Below are 25456 nucleotides of genomic sequence, written 5' to 3'. Positions count from 1 at the left end.
CCGGGCGCGTGCTGGGATGCCCGGCGCAATCACCGATCGCGCATTGCGGCAGGAACGGACGTGAGCCGGTGCAGGTAGGCGTCGTCCGCCTCGGCGGCCTTGATGGCGCATTCCTGCGCCTGCCTGCCCAAGGTGTGCAGCAGGCTGATCTGCATGTTCAACGTGATGCGCTGCAGTTCGATCGCGTGCAGGTCGGCCAGCAGGTTGACGGGCGTGCTGCTGCTGGCGATCAGCTCCCGCCACAGCGCCACGCCCATGGCCGACCTGTCGTGTCTGCGCCAGCGCAAGAAGACGGTTCCTGCGCCAGTGGTCTGTTGGGCCAGTTCGATGGGCAGCAGGTGGAAGGGGTGCCCGCATGCCTGTTCCAGCACCTGTCGCTGTGCCAAGGCAATCAACTCGTCGCGCATGGCGAAGCACTGGCTGGCCCAGGCCTCGAAGTCCCCTTTACCCTTAAAAGGCTTTAAAAGGCCTTTTAGATAGGCCGCGTGTTCCAGCCTCATGAAGGCACCCTGTTGCAGGCCCCGGAAGTAGCGGGTCGGTTGGTTCAGATCGTTCATGCGGGCTCGTCCTCGCCGGCTGGCGCTTCGGGCGGCTCTGCGGTGGCGGCTTCGTCGCTGGGCGGAGGCGCTGTGGCAGGACCGTCGCCACGCTGTTGCAGGCCACGGCGCACGACGGGTGGCGCAAACTTCGAGCGGCGTGTCCCCTCCAGCACCTCCTGCGGCAGTTCGCCGTACTTCTCCAGCGCGACTCGCGCAGCGGCGTTCTTCGCCGCGAAATCGTCGCGGGTGCAGCCCGAGTAGCGATACTGCTGGGCCAGCGAGAACAGGCTGCGCAGCGCATGCGCGCCCTCGTTGAGCCAGCGTTCCAAGGTGCTGCGGTCGATGAGCGCGGTGTGGTGGGCGAGGATCAGCTTGCGGGCGATGTCGTCGTAGTCGGCCAGGAGATAGACCGCGGCAAAGCCGAGCTGCGCGTTGACGAAGAGCGGGAGCTTGACCGGCTGCACGTTGAGGTTTTCGCCCAGGCTGAGCGCCGGTGGCACGCTCGCCAGCGCCTGGTCCACCTGCTCGCGCAGCGATTGCAGCGTGACCTTGGTCTGGTCGAGCTTGTCCTCGATGCGCAGCATCCACCAGTCCGAGTACGGGTCGTCCTGCTCCGAGCCCCGCCGCATCTTGTTCATCTGGGCGATGTAGCCGTTCAGGCCGACGATGCCCGGTCGCCCCTCGGCGGCGGCGCGGCCGTGCCAGATGCGGGAAGCGTGATGGGTGTGCAGGGTCAGCGACATCGCGCTGCGCAGGGAGCCGAGATTCAGTTGCAGAGGTTCATTGGTTGCCATGGTGTCCGCTCGTTGTTGGAAAAGGAGCGGCCAGCTTCGGCAGGAAGCGGAAGGCAGTCAGTCAAGAATCCGAATCCCGGCGGGCCCCGGTTTAGGGCGCGGCGGTTGCATGCGGCGCGAGCTATCCCCAGGGGATAGCTCCATGGAGCGTCAACGAACGCTGCACGCCGGGATCAGGGTAGGCAACACCGATGCTGCGGCAGATGGTCGATCCCAGGCCTGCGACAACTTGGCGTTGTGCCCAGCAGCGGAACTATCCCCAGGGGATAGCTCTATTGGCGGCCATGGGCATCTACTTTCACCGACTTGCATGCCGGCTCACTTGCTGGCGAGCAGATTGCGTAGCCGCTCGATGTGCTGCTTGGCGACTTCCGGCGGCACTGGCTTACCCTGCGGCTGAGGTGGCGGTGCTGCTGGTGGCCGCTCGTTTGGCGGGACGGGTGCCGATGGCGCGTCTTTCTTGGCCCAGGCATTGAACTCGCCATGGATGGCGCGCTGGATGATGCCGAACAGATACCCCGCAGGATTGCGGATGCCATGACTGCTGCATCGTGCGGCCCAGTCGTCCAGCACGGCCTGTCTCAGCGCGGCATCGACCTGCTGCAATGCCACCCTGGCACCTGTCTGCTGCTCTGCCTTCAGTTCCGTGAAGCGCTTGGGCCATTGCAGATCGCCCAGCGCGCGCGCCTGCGCGGTAGTACGTACTTCATTAATACGACTACTACGTACTGTACGGGCCTGCTTCGGATTCCGAAGAGAGGCGTCTGGCGCGGGTTTCGCCCCTGCTTCGGATTCCGAAGACGGGTCGTCCGCATTCCGAAGAAGGCTCGATGCTCCTTCTTCGGAATCGTGGGCGGCATCCTCCTGTGGATAACTTTCGGCGGCCGTGATGCCTTGGCTGGCGAGGCGTTCGGCCAGGACCTGTAGCCGCGACGGCAGTGTGCGTCCGGAGAGCATCGGATCTTCCGCGATCTCCTTGAGGGTGTTCAGACCGACCATCTGGACAGCCTTGGCCGAATGGCCGAGGGACTGGCTGACCAGTGCCAGGTAGTCGGCGTCGAGCTGCATGGCCTCGAAGGGCGTCAGTGGTTCATCGTGCAGAACGTAGAGGTTGCCGAGGATGCGGCCGGTCTTGGGGTCACGCCGTCGCCGTACCAGGCTCAACCATCGGGTGAGGCGCAACAGCGTCAACGCTCGGGCCACGGTTTCATGCGAGGCCTGCCCGGCGCAGGGCATCGACGCCAGCCAGGGTCGAAGCTGCTCATACGTCGGGAAGGCTGTCATGCCGTCGTCGTTGAGCATCAGCCGGAACACCTGCCAGGCGTTGCGCTCCAGCGGCGTCAGGCGACGGTCGAGGAACAGCCGCCGCGGCACGGTCTCGTGCCGGTTGCCGCTGAAGAGGAAGGCATCGCCTGACGTGGCGGGCGTCGGCGTAGGCACGGGTGCTGGCGCACTGGGGCTGGGCTTGGGCGCGAGGTCTTTCAGGGCAGCATCGAACAGATCCGCGAGTGCGACGGGGCCACGGCGTGGTGCGGTGTCGTCCACGGCCATGGCTCAACCCAATCCCTGATCGACCCAGCTCTTGATCGAGGCCCAGACCACCGACAGAGGCAGCGACATGCCTTCGGCCAAGTCCATGGTAGCGTCGAGGATGGAGGTTTCGTCTTCGAGATCGACATTCCTGCTGCCGGTCACGGCCTTCCATTGCCGCCACAGCTCCGTGTCCTGTTTCTCGTCCAGCACGGGGTGGCGGCCCTTGCGCTTCGGCAGGCCGAGGATTTCGCGGCGAAGCGCCACCTCCTGGTGGGTCAGGCCATAGAACCGACTGACCATCTCGGTGCTCGCGCCCAGCCTGAGCATGCGATCGACCGTGGCGATTTCCTTCTCCACGTCCTGCGCCTGCTTGAGCAGTCGCCGGAGCACTTCGCGGTTGACCGTCACCGAGCACCAGGAGACGTTAGCGTTGGCGAGCACGCTGATCAGCGCGGGATGCTTGAGGGCGTCCAGTTCTTCCTCGCCAAACCCCATCAGTTTGCACCGGCGCAGTTGCCCATTGCGCAGGTCATAGAGGGCCTGGGCGATGACGGCCTGGTTGAGTGGGTGTGGTGCGGACATGCTGGCCTCCCTCGCTCACATTCCAACGCCTGCAGCGCCGGCTTCAAGGTCGAGCAGGCGCCGGGCCAGCCGCAGCAGCCGGAACAGCTTGACCAGCGAGGTATCGCTCAATCGCTGGGCCGCATCACCCTGGCCGTGCAGCAGCGCCGGCAGTTCGATGACGATTTGCCCGTCGTGCAGGCCGACGTCGGCGGGCCGCTGACCGGCCAGGCACGCTAACAGCGCGAGGACGGCACGGCCCAGCGGTGCCGAGCTTTGGGTGCGGGCCCGGCAGACGAAACCGATACCCTCTGCACGGTCATCAATGCACTCGTCCAGGTCTGCCTCGCCCGCGATTTCGCGGGCGAACTGTGCGATGTGGATGCGCAGGCGCTCGGCTGTGTCCACGCCGGGATCGATGTACCAGACATCGGAGATCGGATAGAGCCCGCCAGCCTGCACAGGGATGGACTGCAAGACACTCGCCGAGAAGTCGAGCGGCAGCGCATCACCCAACTGGTCGGCGACCATGCGCTGAATGGACTGGAGCCGTTCGGTCGTCGGTGCCGGCGAGACGATGTGCTCCCGAAGCAGATCGCCACCCACCGCAGGGTTGGCCGGACTTGCCTGGCTGGCATCCGTGTCGCTCTCGCGCGTCGAAGGCGTTGCCGCAGGTCGGCCTGCAGGCGGCGCTGCGGATGCAGCCCCTGCGATGGGTGGCGCAGTGTTGGCAGGTGGGCGCGCGATGGTTCCCGGCTCCGGCAACGCAGGCGGCGTCGATGGCGGCGTTGGGTCGCTGACCAAGGCGCGCTGCCGGCTCTCGGATTCGGTCATGTCCAGGGCGAGCACGTCGTAATCGACACCCAGCATCTCGGCCATCTGGCCGATCAGCTCGTCCTGTACACGCTGCGCGGAGAACTCGTCGGCCTGGACGTCGAATTGCGACAGCACTTCCTGGAAAAATTCGTCGAAGTCCTGAACCAGTGGGCGACCCTTGGCGTAGCGCTCCCACGCGAGCATGCAGGCTTTGCGCATGACCGACAGGCGTTCGACCTGATGGCGACCGAGACCGCCATAGAGCACGGTGGGGATCGCGGGCAGGAGATACTGCACCGCGTCGTTCATGCGGCTGATGTGCGACTGTTGTACCGGGAAGCCATCGGCGGCGAGGCGGCGGGCCAGCTCGGACTGGCTCAAGGTGGTGCCGCTTTCTTGCTCGTAGAACTCGCGCGCCTTCTCGACGCCGAGGGCGCGCTCGATGAACGTGAGGCCCCCGCGCAATTCGTTCTCGGCCAAGTGGCCGGTCAACATGACGACTTCGCCGCGGCTGGGCCACGGCCGGAACAGGCACGATACACGGAAAAACCGCTCGTCCTTGGTCTCTGACCATAGTTCGCGCAGGATCGCCAGCCGAGTATTTCCACCGTTGCGGATGATGTAGTGGGACTCACCTGGTCGGCGAGTGATGGCCGGCGCTGCGTCCAGACCGCGCTCGCGGATGGACGCCTTGATTTCCTCGTAGGCCGGGTTGCGTTTTTTCCTGGGATCGTGGTCGTAGGGGCGCAACTGATCTAGGGTCACGACCATGGGGGTGTCGGCGATCGGGTCGCTCAAGGTCGAGGCTGACGGGCCGCTGCGCTCGAACCCGGCCGCGAGCAGCTTGCCAGCCATCTGCTGGGAGGTGATCTCAGCCATGGCCGCCTCCCTGCGCTTGGTATCGGGCCTCGCGCTCGGCGCGGCGGATTTGCGCACGGGCATTCAGGGTCGCCCGGTGGTCGCTTGCCGTCGAGCTGGTGTAGATCGCGGCGCAGCCAGGCTTGGTGAACTTGAGGTGGCCGCCAGGCGTGCGTTTGACGTGCCAACCTTCGCCAACCGCGAACTCGATCAGGGCGCGAAGCCGCTTGTGGCCTCGGGCTAGCTCATGTGCGTTCGCCATGGGACCTCCCGGCATCAAGAGGGTGTGGCGGACGGCCGGACACCATGGCAAATCGGTGCCGCCATTGCGGAAATAGTTCGTCTGCGAGGCCGCGCATGGTGTCGAGCGCGGCGAGGGCGACTCTGCCCGGCGGCTGGCGGTATTCGACCCGATGCACTGGCAATCCGCGCGTAGCTGCACGCGGATACGCCTCGATGGCCGGCACGTCGGTGGCCAGCACGCGGATGCCGGCGTGGTCCTGGAAAAGATCGCGCAGGGCCTGCTGGATCAGCCGTGCATTGGCTGACACAGGGTGGACGCGATTGATGAGCAGATGCAGAGGTGGAGGCTCGATGCCCAGGTGCCGGTAGGGCGCAATGTCTTCGAGCAACTGCATGGTGCCGCGCCGCAGCTCGCGCGCCGCGAGGATTTCCGGGGTCACGGGCGACAGCGCGAGGTTGGAGGCGAGCACCGCCATCTCCAGCAGCACCGAGCGCGCGCCTTGAGTGTCGATCAGCACCAGGTCATAGAGAGGCGCCAGGACCGGCAAGAGATGGCGCAACCGCAGGCGCCCATCCGGCGCGTGCAGCAGCAAAGTGTTCAGCTCGCCTCGGTGGTCGTTGGAGAGCACCAAGTCCAGGCCCTCGATGATCGTGCGGGACACAAGCAGTCCGAGGTCGCGCTCGTTGAAGGCCAGCAACTCGTAGATGCCACCAGGTGCGCGGTGGCCTAGCTCGTAGTACGAGGACAAGGTGGGCTGCACGTCGAGGTCGAGCAGCAGTACACGCAGCCCCGCGTCCGCGGCAAGCCCGCCGAGGTTCGCGGCTGTGGTGGTCTTGCCGACGCCACCTTTGGTTGAAATGATGGATACGACCTGCATGGCGTTCTCCGTGTGAGGATGGGAAGTCCGCTGGAGAACGGGTCAGACCCGGTTGTTGACGCGCTCGGCGATCCACTGATCGATCTCGATGGAGTCCCAACCGACCGCGCGCACGCCCAGGCGCAGCGCCTTCGGGAAAAGGCCTTTGCGCATCAGGTTGTAGATGTGGGCGCGCTTGAAACCCGACTTGGTTTCGACTTCATCAAGCCGCAGGATGCGGCGCTCGCTTGCGGGCAGTGCAGGTGTTTGCGACATGGCGGTCACTCCTGAACGCTCAGTGGCGTTTGTTGGCGTGACCTCCATTCAATAGACATGGACGCGAAAAGACATTGCAAATGCAATCTCCGCGATTGCACATACAAGGTGGAAAACCTCAGACTGCCGCGCTACGCAGCCGGCGTCTGGCCGTGGCGAACTTGCCGTTTAGCGTCCGCTCCGCGATCCCCATGGCGCCGCTGTGATGGGCGACCAATGCGCTGACCACCGCCTCCTGCGTCTTGAAGCTGGAGTACGGCACGCCCGAAGGCGACTGGCCGAGCATCAGGTCCAGCATGCTGCCGATAATGTTCAGGTAGGTGGCTTCGGCGCGATCACTGATCAGGCGCTGTGTGCCAGCAGAGGGCACCATCTGCTTGAGAAGCGCTCCGTGCTTTTCCTGCAACTCATGCAGTTGGCGTTTGTACTGGTCCAAGGTGGACTTCAGGGCCAGGCGCTCGACTAGCATCGCCTGCCCAGTTTCCACCGAGATGAAGGGATGGGCGATGCGCTCGCTTCGGGAGAAGAGGAAGCCCGGTCGCTGCTCGGGATAGTGTTGGCGCATCCAGCGCTTCAGATCGACGTGGCGCACCGTCAGATCAGGGGAGTCGATCAGCGTTGAATCGCGCGTCGTGATGCCGTTCTGCCCGAAGGGCAGTTCTCCATTGAGGATGCCGTCGAAGATACGTTCGGTGCAAAGCCGCAGCTCGGCACAACGTGGGCAGTCCAACGACTGCGGCAGGCGCCTTGGCGACGAAATCGAAGCCAGGATCACCTGCTCGTATCGCAGCAACCCGGCCCAGCGGATGGACGCTTCGATCGGGCGATAGAACACCTTTGATGTTGGTGCATCATTCTTGTTCTCGTGCATGCTCCGTCTCCTTCCAGGAGAAGAACTACATGACCGACTCCTTTGTTACCGACCTCATGGTCGGCCTGTCGTCTGTGCAGGAAGTGGGCACCGAAGGCCGCTTCGTCATGTGGTTTGAATACTTCTCACCAGTTCGCGCAACTGGTAGTCGTCGTGTGCTCGATGTGCAAAAATTCATCGATTAGAAGGTCGAGCATCGGGACGTAGGCTCGACAGTGACGCTCACGCTATCAGGGTCGTGAGAAGTTACGGTTTCTGCAAAACCGTCTAGGTATGACCTGATATGCCAGCGGTCTCAGGAAACGTGAGGGGGCCGCAATCGTCCTCGAATGTCCAGCCGGACGCAGCAAACCCGCACCTGTCATGCTTGTCCCGTCATCCTGATATATCGACAAAGAATCGTGTGCGGAAACGCGGTGGCCAGCGTGCGCGTTCTTTCAAAGGAGCTTGACCAGAAGGTCGCCTGTGAGTTGTGGTGCAGGCGTTCCTAGGTGGCATCCGAGCTGTGCCATCACCAGAACCATCTGCCTGATCGTCTTCGCGGTGATGGATGCGGGGCAGACGACCGGGCGTGGATGATGAGTTCGAGGGAGTTGCCTACGACGATGTACCGATCGTGGGTCTGGTGTGCTGAGTGCAGCTCTTTGGACGTCTGTGGAACTCTTTGGACGAATTTGTTGCCGAGGACGAAAAACAAGGCTACAATTGAGGTCTTCGCTGGCCAGCCCAACGAAGAAAGTGATTGGGAAACAACGACTTACTGTCCTAGTACACGTCTCGTTTCCCGCTCCAGTTTTGGATGTGCCTAGTGCACATCCGATTCAGGTGACGGTTGGTTGCTTGAATTTTTGCGGGAATAGCTCAGTTGGTAGAGCGCAACCTTGCCAAGGTTGAGGTCGACGGTTCGAACCCGTTTTCCCGCTCCAGTTTTAGAAACTGCAGCAATGCTGCATGTTTGATAGTGATCTTGGCGCGATAGCAAAGCGGTTATGCCCCGGATTGCAAATCCGGTTAGACCAGTTCGACTCTGGTTCGCGCCTCCAAAAATTCATTGCAGACACAGTGTTCAAAAGGCCCTTCGGGGCCTTTTTCTTTTTCTGCATCACGGATCGTTGTTCGTCCTTGGTGCCATGTCTCCGCAGGGGCCTCGACTTGGCTGGCGCATCTTCTTCTCTTCCGATTCAGTGCCGTGGCAGTGCTTCACGCTCTGTGGATCGATAGCATGGCTGCATGCCTGTTTTGGTCATTCATTGCTGATTTGGTGAATTTAGTTGTTTCCATTTGTTTTGAATGAGCAGTCGTTGTTGAAATTTGGCATTGCTTATCCATTGAGAAATTGCAAGAAATTGCAAATGGGTTGCCATTGCCGGTAGATTGAATTGGCGCGTCGTGGATATGATGCGCGCTTCATTTATCGGGAGGGATTATGAAGATCAAGTTATTGACGGCGATTGTTGCCAGCGGCGTGGTGCTGGCGGGCTGTAAAACCATGGAGTCTGCCGATGTGGGCGGGTTGCTGGATTCGGGCTCCACGGCCATGAAGGCCATGACGCTCACGGATGACGACGTGGTCACGCTGTCCAATGATTCCTGCGCAGCCATGGATGCCCAGAACAAGGTGGCAGATGCAAAGAGCAAGTACACGCTGCGGCTGAACAAGGTGATTGCCGGCATGCCGCAGGCTGTCAATGGGAAGAAGGCTGTCTACAAGGTCTATATGACGCAGGACGTGAATGCCTGGGCTATGGCCAATGGCTGCATTCGCGTCTACAGCGGCCTGATGGATCTGATGAACGACGATGAATTGCGTGGCGTGATTGGCCATGAGATCGGGCATGTGGCTCTGGGTCATAGCAAGAAGCGCATGCAAACGGCCTATGCGGCATCGGCTGCGCGCTCGATTGCAGCCAATAGCGGCAATTCGGCGCTGGCCTCGCTGTCGCGCTCGCAGGCCGGAGATCTGGGTGAGAAGTTCATCAATGCCCAGTTCTCCCAGTCCCAGGAGTCGGCGGCTGATGACTATTCCTTTGACCTGCTCACGGAAAAGAAGATGAGTCGCCAGGGCCTGGTCACATCGTTCCAGAAGCTGGCCAAGCTCAGCGGTGGCAGTGGCGGCAGCTCCATCCTGAGCTCTCACCCCCCGTCTGAACAGCGCGCCAAGCGCATGCAGGAGCGCATCGACGGCAAGTAAGCGACGGCATGGAGCGGGCTGCTGTGCGGGTGGGCATCGATCCGCTTCGACGTGGATTTTTTCCGGACTTGGTCCGGAGTGCCGGAAATCTGCGCTAGAATTCAAGTCTGCTCTGTGAGGCGCACAGCTTGACAGATATGCGGGAATAGCTCAGTTGGTAGAGCGCAACCTTGCCAAGGTTGAGGTCGACGGTTCGAACCCGTTTTCCCGCTCCAATTCAGAAAAAAGGGAAGCGGTAACGCTTCCCTTTTTCGTTGGTGCTGCAGTTCGCAGGCATGAGCAGCTTGCGTTGGCCTGTGACGCTGCGGCGCAGGGCCCCGATGGTGAAATTGGTAGACACTGCGGACTTAAAATCCGCCGCTTCCGAACAGGGGCGTGCCGGTTCGATCCCGGCTCGGGGCACCATGAGCTATGTGCAGCAACGTTCTGATGCTGCAATCTTTGTAGCAATTTTGCGTTGAGGCGAATGCTGCGGTTGCGCAATGTTTCGCGGTGCTGCGCAGTGCATGTTGCTGGCTTCGTGCTCTTGCAGCACCGCATTGTGGCCATGCGCCGCCAAGTCCTTGCCGGCTGCATTACGTGCGAGAATCCCTTCATCAGGCCCCGGGCTGCTTGCCTGGATGGCGCGGCTCGGGCAGACAGTGATGGCGATGCCTGCATGCGTTCCGTTGACATTGATCGTGGCACATGGTGCGGCGTGACAGGTGTGGCCAAACTCATCCCAGACGAGAACATGTCGAATTACAACGCTCCATTTGAAATCCACGTGCACGGCCAGGTGCTGCTGCGCCCCGACACGACCTACGAGCAGTTGCAGGAAGCGCTGGGCCCGCTGTGGAAGTATGCGGGTGCCCGCTCCCTGGCCGATGGCGCTGGCAGCGTCTACGAAGAAGAGCCTGGCATCCAGTTCGATACCAAGGAGCGCCTGCTCCAGGTGTGCTGGACGGTGCGCGGCGATGAGGACTTCCGCCAGTCGCTGGACGACATGTGCATGGGCATCAACGAGCTGGCCGAGCAGGGCGCTGCCATCGAGGTGACCTTCTACGACACCGAGTTCGACGAGGAAGAGGAGTCCGAAGAGGCCGAGTCGCGCGACGACTTCGTCATGCTCTTCGTGGGCCCGACGCCCGCGGCCATCATGCAAGTGCAGCGCGACCTGCTGGTGCAGGACGTGGTCAACCTGATGGAGCGCCATTTCGACGGCTCCGAGCTGGGTGGCGTGGTGCAGGAGATCGACAAGCTGTTCTCCCAGCGCTTCGACGCCCTGGTCAGCTCGCTGGAGATCGGCAAGCCGCCGCGCGGCATGGGCGGATCGGGTTCGGGCCACGGCGGCAACCGCCGGCCCCGCCACCTGCATTGAGCGCAAGGCGCTGCCCCGCGCAGCGTACAGCCATGGCGGCACAGGCCAGCACGCCCAAGTATTCCGGAGCAGTCACCGAGACCGTGCGCCGCCAGCGCGAGCAGCGGCGCGAGGTGGCTGGCGGTGCACTGCCGCTTCCCTACCTGTCCGCCTACCCGGCCGCGCTGCAGTCACAGGTGCGTGGCTGGCTGGCCGATGACAAGGCCGAGGCCTGGCTGCTGCGCAAGCATCCCGAGGCCCATGCCGTGCGCACGGACAAGAGCCTCTATGACTACGTGGATGCCCTCAAGGGCCGGCACCTGCGCAACGCCGGCACGCTGAACAAGGTGGCCTACGACGGCCGCATCCATGTGGTCCACAACGCCCTGGGGCTGCACACGCGCCGCACCGTGGTGCAGGGAAGCCGCCTCAATGCCCGGCATGAGATCCGCATCGGCGCACTGTTCAAGCAAGCGCCCGAGGCTTTTTTGCGCATGATCGTCGTCCACGAGCTGGCCCATCTGCGCGAGCCCGACCACGACAAGGCCTTCTACCAGCTGTGCACCCACATGGAGCCCGACTACCACCAGCTGGAGTTCGAGCTGCGGCTGTACCTGAGCTGGATGGACCACTCGGGCCGGCGCCTGTGGCAGGCGCAGCCGTGATTCAAGCGGCCGTGGGGATGGCGCTGGATTCGCCGACCTGAACGGACGAGCAGCATTGCGCGGGCAGATCCAGCCAGCGCGATGCCGCAGCCTGCAGGGCCTGCAGCGATCCCGTGGTCATCAGCTGGACCTGGCCCTCTGCCGCGGGCAAGGGGCCTGATTCGCTGGCCAGGGTGCCCAGTCGTTCCAGTACGCGCCGCGTCTGGCGTGCCACCGGGGCACCGGTGTCGATGAACTGGATGTCCGGCCCCAGCAGCGTGCGCAACTGCTCGCGGGCGAATATGTAGTGGGTGCAGCCCAGCACCAGGGAATCCATCTCGCCCGTCTTCTGTCCGAAGCTGCCCAGGGCATTCACATACCTGGCGCACAGGCGCGCGACCTCGGTGGCCATGGGGTCGGCGGGAACGGGCTGCTCCGTGCTTTCCTCGATGGCCTTGGCCAGTCCGTCGCAGGGCTGGACATGAAATTGCACGCGCTGGCCATGGTCGGCCACCAACCGGGCAAAGCGCGCACTGCTCACCGTGCCGCGCGTGGCCATCACGCCCACGTGGCCGGTCTGGCTCGATAGCGAAGCGGGCTTGATGGCGGGCTCCACACCGATCAGGGGCAGTTCGGGCATTTCAGCGCGCAGCATGTCCACGGCAGCGGCCGTGGCCGTATTGCAGGCGATCACCAGTACCTTGATCTGGTGCTGCTCGCACAGGTGGCGCGCAATGGTGCGCGTGCGCTGCTGCACGAAGGCGTCGCCGCGTGCATCGCCATACGGAGCATAGCCGCTGTCGGCCAGGTAGATGAAGCGCTCATGCGGCAGCTCATGGCGCAGCGCCTGCAGCACGCTGAGGCCGCCGATGCCGCTGTCGAAGACGCCGATGGGAGAGGCCGGGGAGGTCATGTGGAGATGCGGATAAAGGCTTTTGGAGGCGGCGCCCAGTATGCCCGCTCGGGCGCGTTCATGCTCGGGCCATGGCTTGCTGCTGCAGCCATTGGGCATGTGTCAGGCGGTACAGGCAATGCCTGCGCAGCGCATGGCCTACCGGCACCTCCGGATGGTCGAAGTCATGGGCGTCGCGCTCCATGCCCAGGCGCTGCATCACGGCCTGCGAACGCAGGTTGGACAGCGCGGTGAACGAGACGATGGACTCCCGATGCAACGCGCCGAAGCCGTGCTCCAGCGCCGCCCGCGCGCCTTCGCTGGCCAGGCCCTGGCCCCAGAAAGGCCGGGCGAGCCGCCAGCCGATTTCCACGCAGGGCGGGAACGGCAAAGACGCGGCGGGAGTGTGCAGCCCGATGAAGCCCATGAACTCGCCACTGGCAAGGTGCTCTGCCGCCCAGAAGCCCCAGCCGCGTTCCTCGATCAGTGCCTGGATCCTGTCTGCCATGGCATCGCTTTGTTCACGGCTGAGCAGTGCCGGAAAGTGCTCCATGACCTGTGGGTCGGCATTCAGCGCGGCAAAGGGTTGCCGGTCGCCGGCCTGCCACTGGCGCAGTATCAGGCGCGGTGTCCGCAGGGTCGCTACAGGAGAATGTGTGGTGGTCATGGTTGGAGAGGGCGCTGCAGCACCAGCAGATAGGCGGCCGCATGGCCGTGGAAGGAGTGGGGGATGAAGCCTGCCTTGCCTGCCAGCTTTTCCACGCTGGTGCGGCGCTGGAAATGCGGGTCGAAGACCAGCTCGGCCACGGCCAGCAGGCCGCCGGGGCGCAGGCTCTGAAACACGTCGGCCAGCGCGGCCTGGCGGTCCGGAATCTCTCCCAGCACGGCGGCCATCACGGCGCGGTCGTGCTGCTCGGCTGCCAGCTGCCCCTGGCCCAGCGCCGCCGCCTGGGTGCGCACATTCTCCAGCCCCTGCGCGCGCGCCTTGGCCGCCACCTGTTCGAGCATGGCCGGCTGCAGGTCCACGGCAAGCACCTGTCCCTGCGCACCGACGGCACGTGCCAACGGCAGGGTGACGCGGCCCGGGCCGCAGCCCGCGTCCAGCACTTTCATGCCTGGCTGGATCTGCAGTTGCCCGACGATGAAGGCGGCCTTGTTGCTGGCCGCGAAGGGGTTGTCAAGCTCGACCATCCAGCGCAGCCAGGACGGGCAGGGCAGGACATGGCGGCGGGAGGACAGGCGCCACGCCAGGCTGGTCACGGCCAGCAGGGCGATGAGGACGAGCGCGGTGGTCATGTTGAATGGGCAGTGTTGCAGGCAGCGGGCAGTCTGTCACAAATGCCCGCGCCAATGAAAAGACCGCCCGAAGGCGGCCTCTTTGCGCTTGGCGCCGGCGTCAGGCCGAGGCAATCTCAATGGTCTTGAACTCGCCGGATGCGATGCGCTTTTGCCATTCGGCAGGGCCGGTGATGTGGGCGCTGGTGCCGCCGGCATCCACGGCCACGGTCACGGGCATGTCCACCACGTCGAATTCGTAGATGGCTTCCATGCCCAGGTCCTCGAAGCCCACGACCTTGGCGTTCTTGATGGCCTTGGACACCAGGTAGGCGGCGCCGCCCACGGCCATCAGGTAGGCCGATTTGTGGTTCTTGATGGACTCGATGGCCACCGGGCCGCGCTCGGCCTTGCCGATCATGGCGATCAGGCCGGTCTGCTCCAGCATCATGTCGGTGAACTTGTCCATGCGGGTGGCCGTGGTCGGGCCTGCGGGGCCCACGGCTTCGTCCTTGACCGGGTCCACGGGGCCGACGTAGTAGATCACGCGGTTGGTGAAGTCCACGGGCAGCTTCTCGCCCTTGGCCAGCATGTCCTGGATGCGCTTGTGGGCGGCATCGCGGCCCGTGAGCATCTTGCCGTTGAGCAGCAGTGTGTCGCCGGGCTTCCAGCTGGCCACTTCTTCCTTGGTCAGGGCGTTGAGGTCCACGCGGCGCGACTTGTTGTAGTCGGGCTCCCAGTCGATCTTGGGCCACAGGTCCAGCGAGGGCGCGTCCATGTAGACCGCGCCGGAGCCGTCCATCACGAAGTGCGCGTGGCGCGTGGCCGCGCAGTTGGGGATCATGGCCACGGGCTTGGAGGCCGCATGCGTGGGGTACATCTTGATCTTGATGTCCAGCACGGTGGCCAGGCCGCCCAGGCCTTGCGCGCCAATGCCCAGGGCGTTGACCTTCTCGTACAGCTCCAGGCGCAGTTCCTCGACCTGGTCGAGCTTCTCGCCGCGCGCGGCCTTGGCCTGCAGCTCGTACATGTCCAGGTCTTCCATCAGGCTTTCCTTGGCCAGCAGCACGGCCTTCTCGGCGGTGCCGCCGATGCCGATGCCCAGCATGCCCGGCGGGCACCAGCCCGCGCCCATGGTCGGAACGGTCTTGAGAACCCAGTCCACCAGGTTGTCGCTGGGGTTCATCATGATCATCTTGGACTTGTTCTCCGAGCCGCCGCCCTTGGCGGCCACGGTCACGTCCAGCTTGTCGCCGGGCACGATCTGCACGTTGATGACGGCAGGCGTGTTGTCCTTGGTGTTCTTGCGCGCGAACAGCGGATCGGCCACGACCGAGGCACGCAGCGTGTTGTCGGGGTGGTTGTAGCCGCGGCGCACGCCTTCGTTGATGGCGTCTTCCAGGCCGCCCGTGAAGCCTTCCCAGCGCACGTCCATGCCCACCTTCAGGAACACGTTGACGATGCCGGTGTCCTGGCAGATCGGGCGGTGGCCGGTGGCCGACATCTTGGAGTTGGTCAGGATCTGGGCCATCGCGTCCTTGGCCGCCGGGCTCTGCTCGCGCTCGTAGGCGCGGGCCAGGTGGGCGATGTAGTCGGCGGGGTGGTAGTAGCTGATGTACTGCAGGGCGCCTGCGATCGAATCGATCAGGTCCTGCTGGCGGATCGTGGTGGTCATCGGTGGGGTGTCTTTTTGATCGGGGGAACAGGGGAGGGGAATCCCGGGGGCGATTATCGGCGCTGCGCGGCGGAAAGTGCACGCGAGGGGTGCAGTCTTGTACAAGAGTCGAGGGGTTTGCCTGGACAAGCCCGCCTCGGCGACACCTCAGTGGGGGATGGATGCGAGAGGTTCCCATTTGCGGAGTTACCATGGGCGGGTTTTTGCCATTGCGGCCCCGCCAGCCAGACATCCCCGAGCCACGCAGCGCGCGGCCCGCCGACCTGCCTCCAGCCAACTGCGCCGCGTTGTTTTCACCAAGGAGTCCACACCAATGACCGCGACCCGCCAGGAAAAAGACACTTTCGGACCCATAGCCGTCCCCGCAGACAAGCTTTGGGGCGCGCAGACGCAGCGTTCGCTGCAGAACTTCGACATCAGCGGCGAGCAGCAGCCGCGCGAGATCATCCACGCGCTGGCCCAGGTCAAGAAGGCCTCGGCCACCGTCAACCACAAGCTGGGCCTGCTCGACGAGAAGAAGACCCGGGCCATCCTGGCCGCCGCCGACGAGGTGATCGCCGGCAAGCACCCGGACGAGTTCCCGCTGGTAGTTTGGCAGACCGGCTCGGGCACGCAGACCAACATGAACGTCAACGAGGTGCTGGCCAACCGCGCCAGCGAAATCCTCGGTGGCGAGCGGGGCGAATCGCGCCTGGTCCACCCCAATGACGACGTGAACAAGAGCCAGTCGAGCAACGACGTATTCCCGACCGCCATGCACGTGGCTGCCGTCACGGCCATCGAGCAAAAGCTGCTGCCCGCCATTGCCCTGCTGCGCAACACGCTGCAGGCCAAGAGCGAGGCCTATGCCGACATCGTCAAGATCGGCCGCACCCATCTGCAGGACGCCACGCCGCTGACGCTGGGCCAGGAAATCTCGGGCTGGGTGGCCCAGCTGGCCCATGGCGAAAAGCATGTGCGCGCCGCGCTACCGCACCTGTACGAGCTGGCGCTGGGCGGCACGGCCGTGGGCACGGGCCTGAATGCACCCAAGGGCTATGCCGAGGGCGTGGCGGCCGAGCTGTCCCAGCTCACCGGCTACCCGTTCGTGACGGCGCCCAGCAAGTTCGAGGCCCTGGCCTCGTGCGACGGCCTGGTCCACGCCCACGGCGCGCTCAAGACGCTGGCCGCCAGCATGATGAAGATCGCCAACGACGTGCGCTGGCTGGCCTCCGGCCCGCGCAGCGGCCTGGGCGAGATCTCCATCCCCGAGAACGAGCCCGGCTCGTCCATCATGCCCGGCAAGGTCAACCCCACGCAGAGCGAGGCGGTGACCATGCTGGCGGCCCAGGTCTTCGGCAACGACGTGGCCATCAACTTCGGCGGCGCCTCGGGCAACTTCGAGCTGAACGTGTTCCGCCCCATGGTTTCGCACAACTTCCTGCAGAGCGTGCGCCTGCTGGCCGATGGCATGAAGAGCTTCAACGACCACTGCGCCGTTGGCATCGAACCCAACCGCGAGCGCATCACCGAGCTGGTGCAGCGCTCGCTGATGCTGGTGACGGCGCTGAACCCGCACATCGGCTACGACAAGGCGGCCTACATCGCCAAGAAGGCGCACAAGGAAGGCTCCAGCTTGCGCGAAGCCGCCGTGGCTTCCGGCCACCTGACCGGCGAACAGTTCGACGCGTGGGTGATCCCTGCCAAGATGGTCGGCAATCTGTAGGACCTGCTGATGCCATCAAAAAGGGGAGCCGGCCGGCTCCCCTTTTTTTGCTTCATGGCCTGGCTCAGTTGTCCGCCTGCGGGCGGCGCACGGTGCGGAACACGTACTTGAGCGCGTCGCCGATGGTGCTTTCCCAGACCGGCCATTCATGCTTGCCGTTGACGATGCGCAGCTCGGCAGGCTGCTTGTTCCTGCGCAGCTGGGCGTAGAGCTGGGCGGCGTCGGACTCGATCATGAATTCATCGTCGTCGCCCGAATTGATGTACATGGGCACGCTGATCTTGCGGGCGAGAAAGCTGTCCCACAGCACAGGGTAGTTGTAGCTCTTCCAGACCGTGGTGCTGTACTGGCCGCCGGTATTGGGTTCGGCAAAGACCTTGACCGAGCGTGCCGAGGAATCGGCGGGCGGCTCGGGGTTGTAGATGGCGGGGCTCAGCAGGGCGGCGGCCTGGAATTTCTCGGGGTACTTGAGCACGTAGCGCAGCGCGCCGTAGCCGCCCATGGACAGGCCGCCGATGACGCGGCCATCGCGGCTGGTGAGGGTGCGGTACTTCTTCTCGACATGGGGGACGAGGTCCTGGAAGAAGGCCGTCTCCATGGGCTCCTTGAGGTCCACGTACCAGGTCGTTCCCGCGTCGGGCATGACGATGATGGCGGGCGGGATCTCCCCGTTCTGGATCAGCTGGTCCACCGTGCGCAGCAGATTGCCCTTGACGGGCCAGTCGTTGCGCTGGCCGTCGTTGCCGTGCAGCAGGTACATGACGGGGTAGCGCAGCCTAGACTGGGCGTCGTAGCCCGTGGGCAGGTAGACGTTGTAGGTCCAGCTGCGCTGCAGCGTGGCGCTCTTGAACTCGGCGGCCTCGATGGAGCCGGCCTGGGCGGCCGGGCCGGCCAGCAGCGCGGCGGCCGCCAGCGTGCCGGAGGCGGCCTGGCGCAGGACGATGGAAAAGGAAAGTTGGCGCATGTTTTTTGTCTCCTGTGGTCCGTGGCAAGGGCCCACGGCTGCGCCAATGTAATCGAGGCCCTGGCCCCGCCTGCGCTCCGCGCGGCCGGGCCGTCGCCTCGGGGACCATGGTGCTCAGCCGGGCGCACGCTGCGCGTGGCGCAGCGCGCTGCGAAAGCCCAACTGCCCCACCACGCACGCCACGACCAGGGCCAGCGCGGCCGACAGCGCGGGGTTGCTGCCCAGGCTGGCGCCCAAGGTGCACAGGCCGCCCACGGCCATTTGCGTGCTGCCGTAGACACCGGCGGCCGAGCCCGTGAGGCGCGGATGCACGCTCAGCGCGCTGGCCAGCGCCGCAGGGCTGGTCAGGCCCGAACCCAGCGCGAACAGCACCATCAGCCCCACCACAATGGCCGGCGTGAGCTGGTTGAACAGGGCCAGCAACAGCAGCATGGCCGCGCTGGCCAGGCTCAGCAGATTGCCGTTGAGCATCAGCCGCTCCAGGGGCCAGTGGCGTATCAGCTGGCGGGCCAGCGCATTGCCCACGGCCATGCCGCCCATGAGCAGGCCCAGGTAGATGGCCACCTCATGCTTGGTGGAATGCAGCTGCTCGATGAACACGAAGGGCGCCGCCGCCAGGAAGGCATAGATGGACGTGGTGGCGCAGCCGCCGCCCATGGCAAAGCCCACGAAGGCCGGCGAGCGCAGCAGGCTGCGGTAGTCGTCGCGGATGGTGCCCAGGTGCAGGCGGCCCGTGGGCTGGCCGGTTTCGGGCAGCAGCTTCCAGATGCCGAAGGCCGTCACGCCGCCGACCACGGCCAGCGTGCCGAAGATGGCGCGCCAGCCCAGGGCGTCGTCGATGGCCGAGCCGATGGCCGGCGCGATGCCGGGGCCGATCATCATCATCAGGTTGAGCAGCGCCAGGCTGCCCACGGCGTTCTCGGGCGTGCTCGAATCGCGCGCAATGGCGCGGCCCAGGGCCAGGCCCGCGCAGCCGCCCAGCGCCTGGAGCAGCCGCGCGCCGATCAGCCAGGGGGCGGACGGGGCGAGAAAGGCCGCCAGGCTGGCCAGCGCATAGAGGATGAGTCCGGCCAGCAGCATGGGGCGGCGCCCCAGGCTGTCCGACAGCGGGCCATAGATCAGCTGGCCCACGCCCAGGCCCAGGATGTAGACCGTGATGGTCAGCTGCATCTGGCTGGCGCCGGCCTGGAGCTGGCGTGCCGCATCGGGCAGGGCGGGCAGGAACATGTGCATGGCCAGCGTGCCGACGATGGTCACGACCACCAGCAGCCACAGCGGCGCCTTGCGGCTGGCCGCTGTATGGTCCTGGGCGGGTGGCAGCGAAGAGTGCTCGGCAGCCATCTCAGGCAGCCTGCTCGTCGGGCAGGTCCGTGTCGCAGGCGGGCTCGGCGGCCATGGCCTCCAGCAGGCGCTGCAGCGTGGCGTAGGCCGCGTCCAGTTCCTCGGGCGGCACGGCGCCCAGCACCTGGGCGCGGGCCTGCTGCAGCAGGCCCTGCACGGCTTCGACCTGGGCATGGCCGGCTGGCGTGAGCTGGATTTTCCTGACGCGGCGGTCGCTGTCGTCCACGCGCTCTATCCAGCCCTGGGCGGCCAGGCCGTCCACCAGGCGCACGACCGAGGAGCTGTCCAGCGCCAGGGAATGGGCCAGATCCTTCTGGCGCATGGCTTCAGGCGAACGCGCCAGATGCATCAGCGGCATCCACAGCGCCTGGGTCAGGCCCATGGGCGCCAGCAGCCTGTCCAGCGTGCGGCGCCATTGCTTGTTGACCTGGCCCAGCGTGAACATGAAATGCCGCTGCACGCTGGCGGCATCGGCTTGCGCGGGCGGGGACTGGTCGGGAAGGGAAGACATCGTGGCATTCAAATAGTTGGCATTCCAATTATCTGCATGTCAACGATATCGTTTCCCGGAGCCGCCTGATACATCCGCAGGCGTCAGGGTTTTGGCCCCCGCAGGGGAGGCGGGGCCTACATGCCCAGGGACTTGAGCAGTTCGTCGGTGTCCGTGCTGCCGGCCGGTTCAGGCGCTGCGGCGGGGGCGCTGGCGTTGGCCTGCGCCATGAGGGCGTCCGGGTCGGGGCGCTCCTGCGGTTCGAAATCCACCACCTTGATGAACTCCGTGCGGTCCATGGCCAGCTCGAGATAGAAGATGTTGTTGTTGCCCGTGTAGAAGGTCACGCGGCGCGCCTCGGGGGAGTCGAGGTTGGCGTCCACGCTGAGGTTGACCTGCTTGTTCAGGCGGATCATCTTGGGCTGGCTCTGGGTGATGTAGGTCTGAAGCTCGCGCTGGACCTTGCTGGTGAAGTCGCCCACCACCTGGTTCATCAGCTCGCCCATGACGTTGCTGACATCGTCGGAGGTGTAGGAGCTGGCAAGGTCCTCTTCACCCATGCCCATGCTCAGCATGTAGCTGCGGTACAGCTCCATGGCGGCGGCGGCCGAGAAGTTGATGATCACCAGGCCCGAAAAGCCGCCGTCCACCAGGACAAAGCAGCCGATGTCGGGCTTGAGGCTGGTCTTGGTGATGCGCTGCACCATGCCCGAATACTGGATCTGGCACTGCGTGGCCACCTGGAGCACGCGCGAGACGGAGTTGCAGAGGCTGATCAGCACGTCTTCCGTGCCATGGACGATGGGATGTTGGGGCTGGTTCATGAGGTCAACGGGACAAAATTGTGAGCGATTATGGGTGCAAGTCCGTTGTTTGCGACTGTTTGTAACATTGAAAGTCCAATGTGCCCCCTCCTGGGGCGGGGCTTGGCAGGCGGCCCCGAAAGCCGCGCTCAGCGAATCGCCTGCGTGGACTCGCGCACGATGCAGCGCCCCTGCATGACCACCTTGCGCACGGGCAGCTCGGGCGCATGCAGCCGCTCCATCAGCAGGCTGAAGGCCGTTCGGCCCATGGCGTCGATCGGCTGCTCGATGACGGTGATGGCGGGGGCCACCAGTTCTGTCCAGCGCTCGTTGTCGAAACCGGCGAGCGCCACATCGCCGGGTATGCGCAGGCCGGCTGCGCGTATCGCGCGCAGGCAGCCTTCCAGCAGCAGGCCGTTGCTGGCCACGAAGGCGTCGGGCCGCTGCGGCTGGCGCAGCCATTGCGTGACTTCGGCCTCGGCGGCATCGCTGGTCGGGGGCAATTGGCGCAAGTCGGGCTCCAGGCCTGCATCGCGCATGGCGGCCAGATAGCCGTCGCAGCGCTCGCGCGCCGTGCTGCTGGTGCTGCCGAAGACGCCTGCAATGCGGCGGCGGCCCTGTTCCACCAGATGCCTGACCAGGGTGGCGCAGGCCTGGGCGTTGTCCAGCACCACGCTGTCATGGAAGGCCGGGGCGCCCGCCCGGTCCACCAGGACAACGGGAAACTCCAGCTGCATGCGCTCGAGCTTGTGCAGGCTGGCCTGGGTGGGCGCAAAGATCAGCCCCGCGATGCGCTCTTCCTGCATGAGCTGCAGGTACATGGCTTCGCGCTGCGGGTCTTCGTCGGTATTGCACAACAGCACGCGCCGGCCCTGGCGATAGGCCTCGGCCTCGACCGCGCGGATCAGGGCCGTGAAAAACGGGTTGCGTATGTCGGCCACCAGCACGCCCATGGGCCCTGCGTCGCGCGCGCGCAGCCGGCGTGCCATCAGATTGGGCCGGTAGCCCGTGGCCTGCACGGCGGCCGCGACCCGCGCCCGGACTTCTTCGCTGACCGAGCCGCCCGCCAGCGCGCGCGACACCGTCGATTTGGAAACCCCGGCCGCACGGGCCACATCGTTGATGCTGATGCTCAATGCAATCGTTCCCGTTGGTTGTGATGTGCCGCAGAGGATAACTCCAAAGAAATGCCGTGGTATGGCCGGATGGTGGCCAGGTTATGTTGCAGTGCAGATTGACTGATGGTTGGGAACGTTCCCACAATCCGCGCCATGAACAATGCCCATTCATCCCTCCCGGCGGTTGCCCCCACCGCTTCTGCGGGCCTGCAGATCGCCGTGCGCCTGGGCGCCAGGGTGCGCGACAAGGCCGACGCCATTGACCAGGCCGCCCGGCTGCTCCAGGACAGCGGCTGCGTGGCCCCTGGCTATGCCGCCGGCATGCAGGCGCGCGAGGCCCAGGCCGAAACCTTTCTGGGCCACGGCGTGGCCATTCCCCACGGCCGCGCCGAAGACCGGGCCCTGGTGCTGCGCGACGCGGTGGCCGTGCTCCAGGTGCGCGAGGGCCTGGATTGGAATGCCGGCCAGAACGTGCATCTGGTCGTGGCGGTGGCGGCACGCTCCGATGCCCACATCACCTTGCTGCGCCGCCTGGCCGGCCTGCTGCAGACACCCCGGCTGCAGGCGCTGTTCACCACCGGCGATGCGCAGCAGGTCATCGATGCACTCCAGGGGCAGACGGACCCGGCGCCGCCTGCCGCCCGCCCGGCGGCAGTGGACCTGGCCGAGGCGTGCGAATGGACCATTGCCTATCCCAACGGCCTGCATGCACGGCCTGCCACGCGCTGGGCGGAGGCGGCGCGCGGCTTTGCCTCGCGCATGCAGGTGCGCCATGGCGGCGAGGTGGCCGATGCGCGGCAGATGGCCAGCCTGCTGCAGCTGGGACTGCGCGAAGGCGACAAGGTCACCGTCTCGGCAGAGGGGCTCGACGCCAGGGCCGCGGTCCAGCGCCTGTGCGCCGTGGCCCAGGCCCTGGTGGCCCAGGAACGTGCCGATGCCGACGCCGCTGCGCGCAAGGCGGCCGAATCGCCCGCCACGGGCTGGCTGCCGCCGCTGGCGCGGCCTGCCTTTGTGGGCCTGGGCGCCAGCCCGGGGCTGGCCGTGGCCCGCATCCACCAGTGGCGTGTGGAGGCCGCCGAGATCCCCGACCTGCCCGAGCCGCTCAGCGTGGGCGGTGCGCGGCTGCATGCGGCGCTGGCCGAGACACAGGGCCAGCTGCGCGCCCTGCATGACGACACCCGCCGCCGCCTGGGCGAAGGCGATGCGGCCATCTTCAGCGCGCAGGCCGAGTGGCTGGGCGACACCGGTCTCCTCACGCGCGCCTGCCAGTTCATGGTCCAGGGCCACGGCGTGGCCTGGGCCTGGGACCAGGCCGTGGAGGAGGGCGCTGCCCGTCTCCAGGCGCTGGACAACCCCGCGCTGGCCGCGCGTGCCGCCGACCTGCGCGACGTGGGCCGGCGCGTGCTGGTGCAACTGCAGCCCTCGCTGGCAGCGGCGGGGCCGGATGGCCTGCCGGAAGGCGGCTGCATCCTGGTCGCGGCCGATCTTTCGCCCTCGGAAACCGCCCAGCTGGACACGGCGCGCGTGGCCGCGCTGGTCACGGCGCAGGGCAGTCCCACCTCGCACACGGCCATACTTGCGCGCACGCTGGGGCTGCCGGCCGCCGTGGCGGCAGGCGGCGGCGTGCTGGGCATGGCCGATGGGGCCCTGGCCATCGTCGATGGCGCCAACGGCCGCATCTACCTTGATCCCTCGGAGCAGGACCTGGCTTCGGCGCGTGCCCACATGGCCGAGCAGCAGGCACTGCAGGAACGCGTGTCCGCGCAGCGCAGCCTGCCTGCCATCACCACCGATGGCGTGCGCATCGAAGTCTGCGCCAACGTCAACCTGCCCGGGCAGGTGCCGCTGGCCCTGTCCCAGGGCGCCGAGGGCGTGGGCCTGATGCGCACGGAATTCCTGTTCCTGGAGCGCGGCAGCACGCCCGGCGAGGACGAGCAGTACGAAACCTACCGCGCCATGGCGCAGGCGCTGGAGGGCCGGCCGCTGATCGTTCGCGCGCTGGACATCGGCGGCGACAAGCAGGTCGCCCACCTGGAGTTGCCGCGCGAGGACAACCCCTTCCTGGGCGTGCGCGGCGCGCGGCTGCTGCTGCGCCGCCCCGACCTGCTGGAGCCCCAGATGCGCGCCCTGTACCGGGCGGCCCGCGATGGCGCAAGGCTGTCCGTGATGTTTCCCATGGTCACCAGCGTGCAGGAACTGCTGGCGCTGCGCGCGGCCTGCGAGCGGCTGCGCGCCGAACTGGACGCCCCGGTCCTGCCGCTGGGCATCATGATCGAGGTGCCCGCTGCCGCCGTGCAGGCCGACGCACTGGCCCGCCATGCCGATTTCTTCTCCATAGGCACCAACGACCTGACCCAGTACGTGCTGGCCATGGACCGCCAGAACCCGCAACTGGCGGCCGAGGCGGACAGCCTGCATCCGGCCGTGCTGCGGATGGTGCGCGCCACCGTGCAGGGCGCTGCCACCTGCGCGCGCCCCGTGGGCGTCTGCGGCGGACTGGCCGGCGACCCGTTCGGTGCGCTGCTGCTGGCCGGGCTGGGGGTGGGCGAGCTGTCCATGACCCCCAACGACATCGCTGGTGTCAAGGCCGGCTTGCGTGCGGCCAGCCTGCGGCAGTTGCAGGCGCTCGCAGACAGGGCGCTCGGCTGCGAGGATGCCGCGCAGGTGCGGGCACTGGCCAAGGAGGTGACGGCATGAACGCCCCGCAAGCCATCACCGTGACCCTGAACCCGGCCATAGACCAGCTTGTGACCCTGGATGCGCTGCTGCCCGGCCAGGTGCAGCGCGCATTGGGCAGCGTGCAGGCGCCGGGCGGCAAGGGCATCAATGTTGCCGCCGCCTTGGCGGGCCTGGGCGCTCCCACGGCCGCGCTGGGCGTGCTGGGCAGTGACAACGCCGGCATGTTCGAGGCCTTGTTCGCGCAGCGCGGCATTGCCGACGCCTGCCTGCGCGTGCCGGGCCAGACGCGCACCAACATCAAGCTGGTGGCCGACGGCGGACGCCAGACCACGGACATCAACCTGCCGGGCCTGGCCTTGGCCGAAGCGCATCTGGACACCGTCATGTCCACGCTGGCCCGGTATCTGCGGCCCGGCCTGGCCGTGGTGCTGTCGGGCAGCCTGCCGGCCGGCCTGCCTGCGGACAGTTGGGCCCGGCTCCAGGCCCAGGCCGTGGCCGCCGGTGCCGACGTGCTGCTGGACACCAGCGAGGCCCCCCTGGCCGCCGCCCTGGCCACGGCCCCCCATGCGGCCATGCCCTGGGCCATCAAGCCCAACCGGGAGGAGTTGCAGGCCGCCACAGGCCAGCGCCTGGACGGCCGCGACGCGCTGCTGGCCGCCGCGCGCCGCCTGCTGGACAGGGGGCTGGGATTGGCCGTGGTGTCCATGGGCGAGGAGGGCGCGCTGTTCGCCACCGCGCAAGGCGCGGTGATCGCGCGGCCGCCGCAGCGGGCACGCGGCAGCTCCGTGGGCGCGGGCGATGCCATGGTCGCGGGCATGGTGGCCGCGCGACTGCGCGGACTGGATCTGGCGGACACCGCACGCCTGTCCACGGCCAGCGCGCTGGCCTGGCTGCAGGCCGCGCCCGCGCGCGAAGTCGATGCCAACCGCGTCCAGGCCCTGGCTGCCAGCGTGCTGCTGGAGCCATGCCAGTGGCCCTGATCCCCCATTCTT

At 66.1% G+C, this 25456-nt stretch carries 25 protein-coding genes and 4 tRNA genes; 11 read left to right on the top strand and 18 right to left on the bottom strand.

The window, feature by feature from the left end:
• Nucleotides 1-29: 29 nt before the first annotated feature.
• The 9 genes from G4D77_RS05160 to G4D77_RS05120 form a co-directional block, all read right to left on the bottom strand.
• Complete coding sequence (locus G4D77_RS05160; RefSeq protein ID WP_128730080.1) at nt 30-557, bottom strand: DUF3158 family protein; 528 nt, start codon at nt 555-557, stop codon at nt 30-32.
• Nucleotides 554-1333, bottom strand: a complete 780-nt coding sequence (locus tag G4D77_RS05155) for a PFL_4669 family integrating conjugative element protein (protein WP_023103934.1) — start codon at nt 1331-1333, stop codon at nt 554-556. The genes G4D77_RS05160 and G4D77_RS05155 overlap by 4 nt, the downstream gene beginning before the upstream one ends.
• Before the next feature lie 318 nt (nt 1334-1651).
• The gene (locus tag G4D77_RS05150) at nt 1652-2884 is read right to left on the bottom strand and encodes an STY4528 family pathogenicity island replication protein (RefSeq protein ID WP_028690964.1); all 1233 of its coding nucleotides are present in this window, start codon (nt 2882-2884) and stop codon (nt 1652-1654) included.
• Nucleotides 2885-2887: 3 nt separating this feature from the next.
• The gene (locus G4D77_RS05145; protein ID WP_023093474.1) at nt 2888-3448 is read right to left on the bottom strand and encodes a DUF2857 domain-containing protein; all 561 of its coding nucleotides are present in this window, start codon (nt 3446-3448) and stop codon (nt 2888-2890) included.
• Between the two features lie 15 nt (nt 3449-3463).
• Complete coding sequence (locus G4D77_RS05140) at nt 3464-5122, bottom strand: ParB family protein (protein ID WP_023835742.1); 1659 nt, start codon at nt 5120-5122, stop codon at nt 3464-3466.
• Nucleotides 5115-5363, bottom strand: coding sequence for a hypothetical protein (locus G4D77_RS05135; protein WP_019726333.1), 249 nt, complete (start codon nt 5361-5363; stop codon nt 5115-5117). Before G4D77_RS05135 ends, G4D77_RS05140 begins: the two co-directional genes overlap by 8 nt.
• On the bottom strand, nt 5347-6222 hold the full coding sequence (locus G4D77_RS05130) for a ParA family protein (protein WP_128730078.1): 876 nt from the start codon (nt 6220-6222) through the stop codon (nt 5347-5349). The genes G4D77_RS05135 and G4D77_RS05130 overlap by 17 nt, the downstream gene beginning before the upstream one ends.
• A 42-nt stretch (nt 6223-6264) precedes the next feature.
• Nucleotides 6265-6477 (bottom strand): AlpA family transcriptional regulator, encoded by a 213-nt coding sequence (locus tag G4D77_RS05125; protein WP_023103939.1) that lies wholly within the window; start codon nt 6475-6477, stop codon nt 6265-6267.
• Nucleotides 6478-6595: 118 nt separating this feature from the next.
• Nucleotides 6596-7348, bottom strand: a complete 753-nt coding sequence (locus G4D77_RS05120) for a hypothetical protein (RefSeq protein ID WP_023103940.1) — start codon at nt 7346-7348, stop codon at nt 6596-6598.
• 29 nt (nt 7349-7377) lie between these two features.
• Between G4D77_RS05120 and G4D77_RS05115 the strand changes: the two genes are divergently transcribed.
• The 8 genes from G4D77_RS05115 (at nt 7378) to G4D77_RS05080 (ending at nt 11543) form a co-directional block, all read left to right on the top strand.
• Nucleotides 7378-7533, top strand: a complete 156-nt coding sequence (locus G4D77_RS05115) for a hypothetical protein (RefSeq protein ID WP_023103941.1) — start codon at nt 7378-7380, stop codon at nt 7531-7533.
• Between the two features lie 665 nt (nt 7534-8198).
• Nucleotides 8199-8274 (top strand) — tRNA-Gly (locus tag G4D77_RS05110).
• Between the two features lie 43 nt (nt 8275-8317).
• Nucleotides 8318-8391: transfer RNA gene (locus tag G4D77_RS05105), tRNA-Cys, on the top strand.
• A gap of 383 nt (nt 8392-8774) precedes the next feature.
• Entirely contained in the window at nt 8775-9539 is a 765-nt protein-coding gene (loiP, locus tag G4D77_RS05100) for a metalloprotease LoiP (RefSeq protein ID WP_154834755.1), read from the top strand.
• Between the two features lie 139 nt (nt 9540-9678).
• Nucleotides 9679-9754 (top strand) — tRNA-Gly (locus G4D77_RS05095).
• Nucleotides 9755-9853: 99 nt separating this feature from the next.
• Nucleotides 9854-9944: transfer RNA gene (locus tag G4D77_RS05090), tRNA-Leu, on the top strand.
• A gap of 328 nt (nt 9945-10272) precedes the next feature.
• On the top strand, nt 10273-10899 hold the full coding sequence (locus tag G4D77_RS05085) for a DUF6806 family protein (RefSeq protein WP_013803265.1): 627 nt from the start codon (nt 10273-10275) through the stop codon (nt 10897-10899).
• A 32-nt stretch (nt 10900-10931) separates the two neighbouring features.
• Nucleotides 10932-11543: a M48 metallopeptidase family protein gene (locus G4D77_RS05080; protein WP_017407253.1), complete on the top strand. Its 612-nt coding sequence runs from the start codon at nt 10932-10934 to the stop codon at nt 11541-11543.
• Between the two features lies 1 nt (nt 11544).
• Here the strand turns inward: G4D77_RS05080 and murI are convergent, their stop codons facing one another.
• The 4 genes from murI to G4D77_RS05060 form a co-directional block, all read right to left on the bottom strand.
• Nucleotides 11545-12435: a glutamate racemase gene (gene murI, locus G4D77_RS05075; protein WP_016453100.1), complete on the bottom strand. Its 891-nt coding sequence runs from the start codon at nt 12433-12435 to the stop codon at nt 11545-11547.
• Between the two features lie 58 nt (nt 12436-12493).
• Entirely contained in the window at nt 12494-13081 is a 588-nt protein-coding gene (locus G4D77_RS05070; protein WP_154834754.1) for a GNAT family N-acetyltransferase, read from the bottom strand.
• The gene (locus G4D77_RS05065; protein ID WP_154834753.1) at nt 13078-13710 is read right to left on the bottom strand and encodes a class I SAM-dependent methyltransferase; all 633 of its coding nucleotides are present in this window, start codon (nt 13708-13710) and stop codon (nt 13078-13080) included. The genes G4D77_RS05070 and G4D77_RS05065 overlap by 4 nt, the downstream gene beginning before the upstream one ends.
• A 100-nt stretch (nt 13711-13810) precedes the next feature.
• Nucleotides 13811-15364 (bottom strand): fumarate hydratase, encoded by a 1554-nt coding sequence (locus tag G4D77_RS05060; RefSeq protein ID WP_013803260.1) that lies wholly within the window; start codon nt 15362-15364, stop codon nt 13811-13813.
• 313 nt (nt 15365-15677) lie between these two features.
• Between G4D77_RS05060 and fumC the strand changes: the two genes are divergently transcribed.
• Nucleotides 15678-17069, top strand: coding sequence for a class II fumarate hydratase (fumC, locus tag G4D77_RS05055; protein WP_016445164.1), 1392 nt, complete (start codon nt 15678-15680; stop codon nt 17067-17069).
• A 64-nt stretch (nt 17070-17133) separates the two neighbouring features.
• Here the strand turns inward: fumC and G4D77_RS05050 are convergent, their stop codons facing one another.
• From G4D77_RS05050 to G4D77_RS05030, 5 genes are all read right to left on the bottom strand, one after another.
• On the bottom strand, nt 17134-18033 hold the full coding sequence (locus G4D77_RS05050) for an alpha/beta hydrolase (protein ID WP_016453096.1): 900 nt from the start codon (nt 18031-18033) through the stop codon (nt 17134-17136).
• Nucleotides 18034-18147: 114 nt separating this feature from the next.
• A complete protein-coding gene (locus G4D77_RS05045; RefSeq protein ID WP_154834752.1) occupies nt 18148-19374 on the bottom strand; it encodes a multidrug effflux MFS transporter in 1227 nt (408 codons plus the stop codon).
• Nucleotide 19375: 1 nt separating this feature from the next.
• Nucleotides 19376-19885, bottom strand: a complete 510-nt coding sequence (locus tag G4D77_RS05040; protein ID WP_047217614.1) for a MarR family winged helix-turn-helix transcriptional regulator — start codon at nt 19883-19885, stop codon at nt 19376-19378.
• A 116-nt stretch (nt 19886-20001) separates the two neighbouring features.
• Nucleotides 20002-20688, bottom strand: a complete 687-nt coding sequence (locus G4D77_RS05035; protein WP_016445168.1) for a DUF3334 family protein — start codon at nt 20686-20688, stop codon at nt 20002-20004.
• 128 nt (nt 20689-20816) lie between these two features.
• Nucleotides 20817-21803 carry a LacI family DNA-binding transcriptional regulator gene (locus G4D77_RS05030; RefSeq protein WP_017407260.1) on the bottom strand — a complete coding sequence of 329 codons (987 nt, stop codon included), beginning with the start codon at nt 21801-21803 and terminating at the stop codon, nt 20817-20819.
• A 135-nt stretch (nt 21804-21938) separates the two neighbouring features.
• Between G4D77_RS05030 and ptsP the strand changes: the two genes are divergently transcribed.
• Entirely contained in the window at nt 21939-24482 is a 2544-nt protein-coding gene (gene ptsP, locus G4D77_RS05025) for a phosphoenolpyruvate--protein phosphotransferase (RefSeq protein WP_154834751.1), read from the top strand.
• Nucleotides 24479-25444: a 1-phosphofructokinase family hexose kinase gene (locus G4D77_RS05020; protein WP_154834750.1), complete on the top strand. Its 966-nt coding sequence runs from the start codon at nt 24479-24481 to the stop codon at nt 25442-25444. Before ptsP ends, G4D77_RS05020 begins: the two co-directional genes overlap by 4 nt.
• Nucleotides 25445-25456 lie beyond the last annotated feature (12 nt).

The sequence above is a fragment of the Delftia sp. WY8 genome, from assembly GCF_018437695.1.
GTDB lineage: Bacteria > Pseudomonadota > Gammaproteobacteria > Burkholderiales > Burkholderiaceae_C > Comamonas > Comamonas tsuruhatensis.
This window is presented reverse-complemented; position numbering and strand designations above follow the sequence as displayed.

Excerpts from the sequence above, each read along its gene's own strand:
- G4D77_RS05160 (WP_128730080.1), bottom strand. The coding sequence starts at position 557 with ATGAACGATCTGAACCAACCGACCCGCTACTTCCGGGGCCTGCAACAG.
- G4D77_RS05155 (WP_023103934.1), bottom strand. The coding sequence starts at position 1,333 with ATGGCAACCAATGAACCTCTGCAACTGAATCTCGGCTCCCTGCGCAGC.
- G4D77_RS05150 (WP_028690964.1), bottom strand. The coding sequence starts at position 2,884 with ATGGCCGTGGACGACACCGCACCACGCCGTGGCCCCGTCGCACTCGCG.
- G4D77_RS05145 (WP_023093474.1), bottom strand. The coding sequence starts at position 3,448 with ATGTCCGCACCACACCCACTCAACCAGGCCGTCATCGCCCAGGCCCTC.
- G4D77_RS05140 (WP_023835742.1), bottom strand. The coding sequence starts at position 5,122 with ATGGCTGAGATCACCTCCCAGCAGATGGCTGGCAAGCTGCTCGCGGCC.
- G4D77_RS05135 (WP_019726333.1), bottom strand. The coding sequence starts at position 5,363 with ATGGCGAACGCACATGAGCTAGCCCGAGGCCACAAGCGGCTTCGCGCC.
- G4D77_RS05130 (WP_128730078.1), bottom strand. The coding sequence starts at position 6,222 with ATGCAGGTCGTATCCATCATTTCAACCAAAGGTGGCGTCGGCAAGACC.
- G4D77_RS05125 (WP_023103939.1), bottom strand. The coding sequence starts at position 6,477 with ATGTCGCAAACACCTGCACTGCCCGCAAGCGAGCGCCGCATCCTGCGG.
- G4D77_RS05120 (WP_023103940.1), bottom strand. The coding sequence starts at position 7,348 with ATGCACGAGAACAAGAATGATGCACCAACATCAAAGGTGTTCTATCGC.
- G4D77_RS05115 (WP_023103941.1), top strand. The coding sequence starts at position 7,378 with ATGACCGACTCCTTTGTTACCGACCTCATGGTCGGCCTGTCGTCTGTG.
- loiP (WP_154834755.1), top strand. The coding sequence starts at position 8,775 with ATGAAGATCAAGTTATTGACGGCGATTGTTGCCAGCGGCGTGGTGCTG.
- G4D77_RS05085 (WP_013803265.1), top strand. The coding sequence starts at position 10,273 with ATGTCGAATTACAACGCTCCATTTGAAATCCACGTGCACGGCCAGGTG.
- G4D77_RS05080 (WP_017407253.1), top strand. The coding sequence starts at position 10,932 with ATGGCGGCACAGGCCAGCACGCCCAAGTATTCCGGAGCAGTCACCGAG.
- murI (WP_016453100.1), bottom strand. The coding sequence starts at position 12,435 with ATGACCTCCCCGGCCTCTCCCATCGGCGTCTTCGACAGCGGCATCGGC.
- G4D77_RS05070 (WP_154834754.1), bottom strand. The coding sequence starts at position 13,081 with ATGACCACCACACATTCTCCTGTAGCGACCCTGCGGACACCGCGCCTG.
- G4D77_RS05065 (WP_154834753.1), bottom strand. The coding sequence starts at position 13,710 with ATGACCACCGCGCTCGTCCTCATCGCCCTGCTGGCCGTGACCAGCCTG.
- G4D77_RS05060 (WP_013803260.1), bottom strand. The coding sequence starts at position 15,364 with ATGACCACCACGATCCGCCAGCAGGACCTGATCGATTCGATCGCAGGC.
- fumC (WP_016445164.1), top strand. The coding sequence starts at position 15,678 with ATGACCGCGACCCGCCAGGAAAAAGACACTTTCGGACCCATAGCCGTC.
- G4D77_RS05050 (WP_016453096.1), bottom strand. The coding sequence starts at position 18,033 with ATGCGCCAACTTTCCTTTTCCATCGTCCTGCGCCAGGCCGCCTCCGGC.
- G4D77_RS05045 (WP_154834752.1), bottom strand. The coding sequence starts at position 19,374 with ATGGCTGCCGAGCACTCTTCGCTGCCACCCGCCCAGGACCATACAGCG.
- G4D77_RS05040 (WP_047217614.1), bottom strand. The coding sequence starts at position 19,885 with ATGTCTTCCCTTCCCGACCAGTCCCCGCCCGCGCAAGCCGATGCCGCC.
- G4D77_RS05035 (WP_016445168.1), bottom strand. The coding sequence starts at position 20,688 with ATGAACCAGCCCCAACATCCCATCGTCCATGGCACGGAAGACGTGCTG.
- ptsP (WP_154834751.1), top strand. The coding sequence starts at position 21,939 with ATGAACAATGCCCATTCATCCCTCCCGGCGGTTGCCCCCACCGCTTCT.
- G4D77_RS05020 (WP_154834750.1), top strand. The coding sequence starts at position 24,479 with ATGAACGCCCCGCAAGCCATCACCGTGACCCTGAACCCGGCCATAGAC.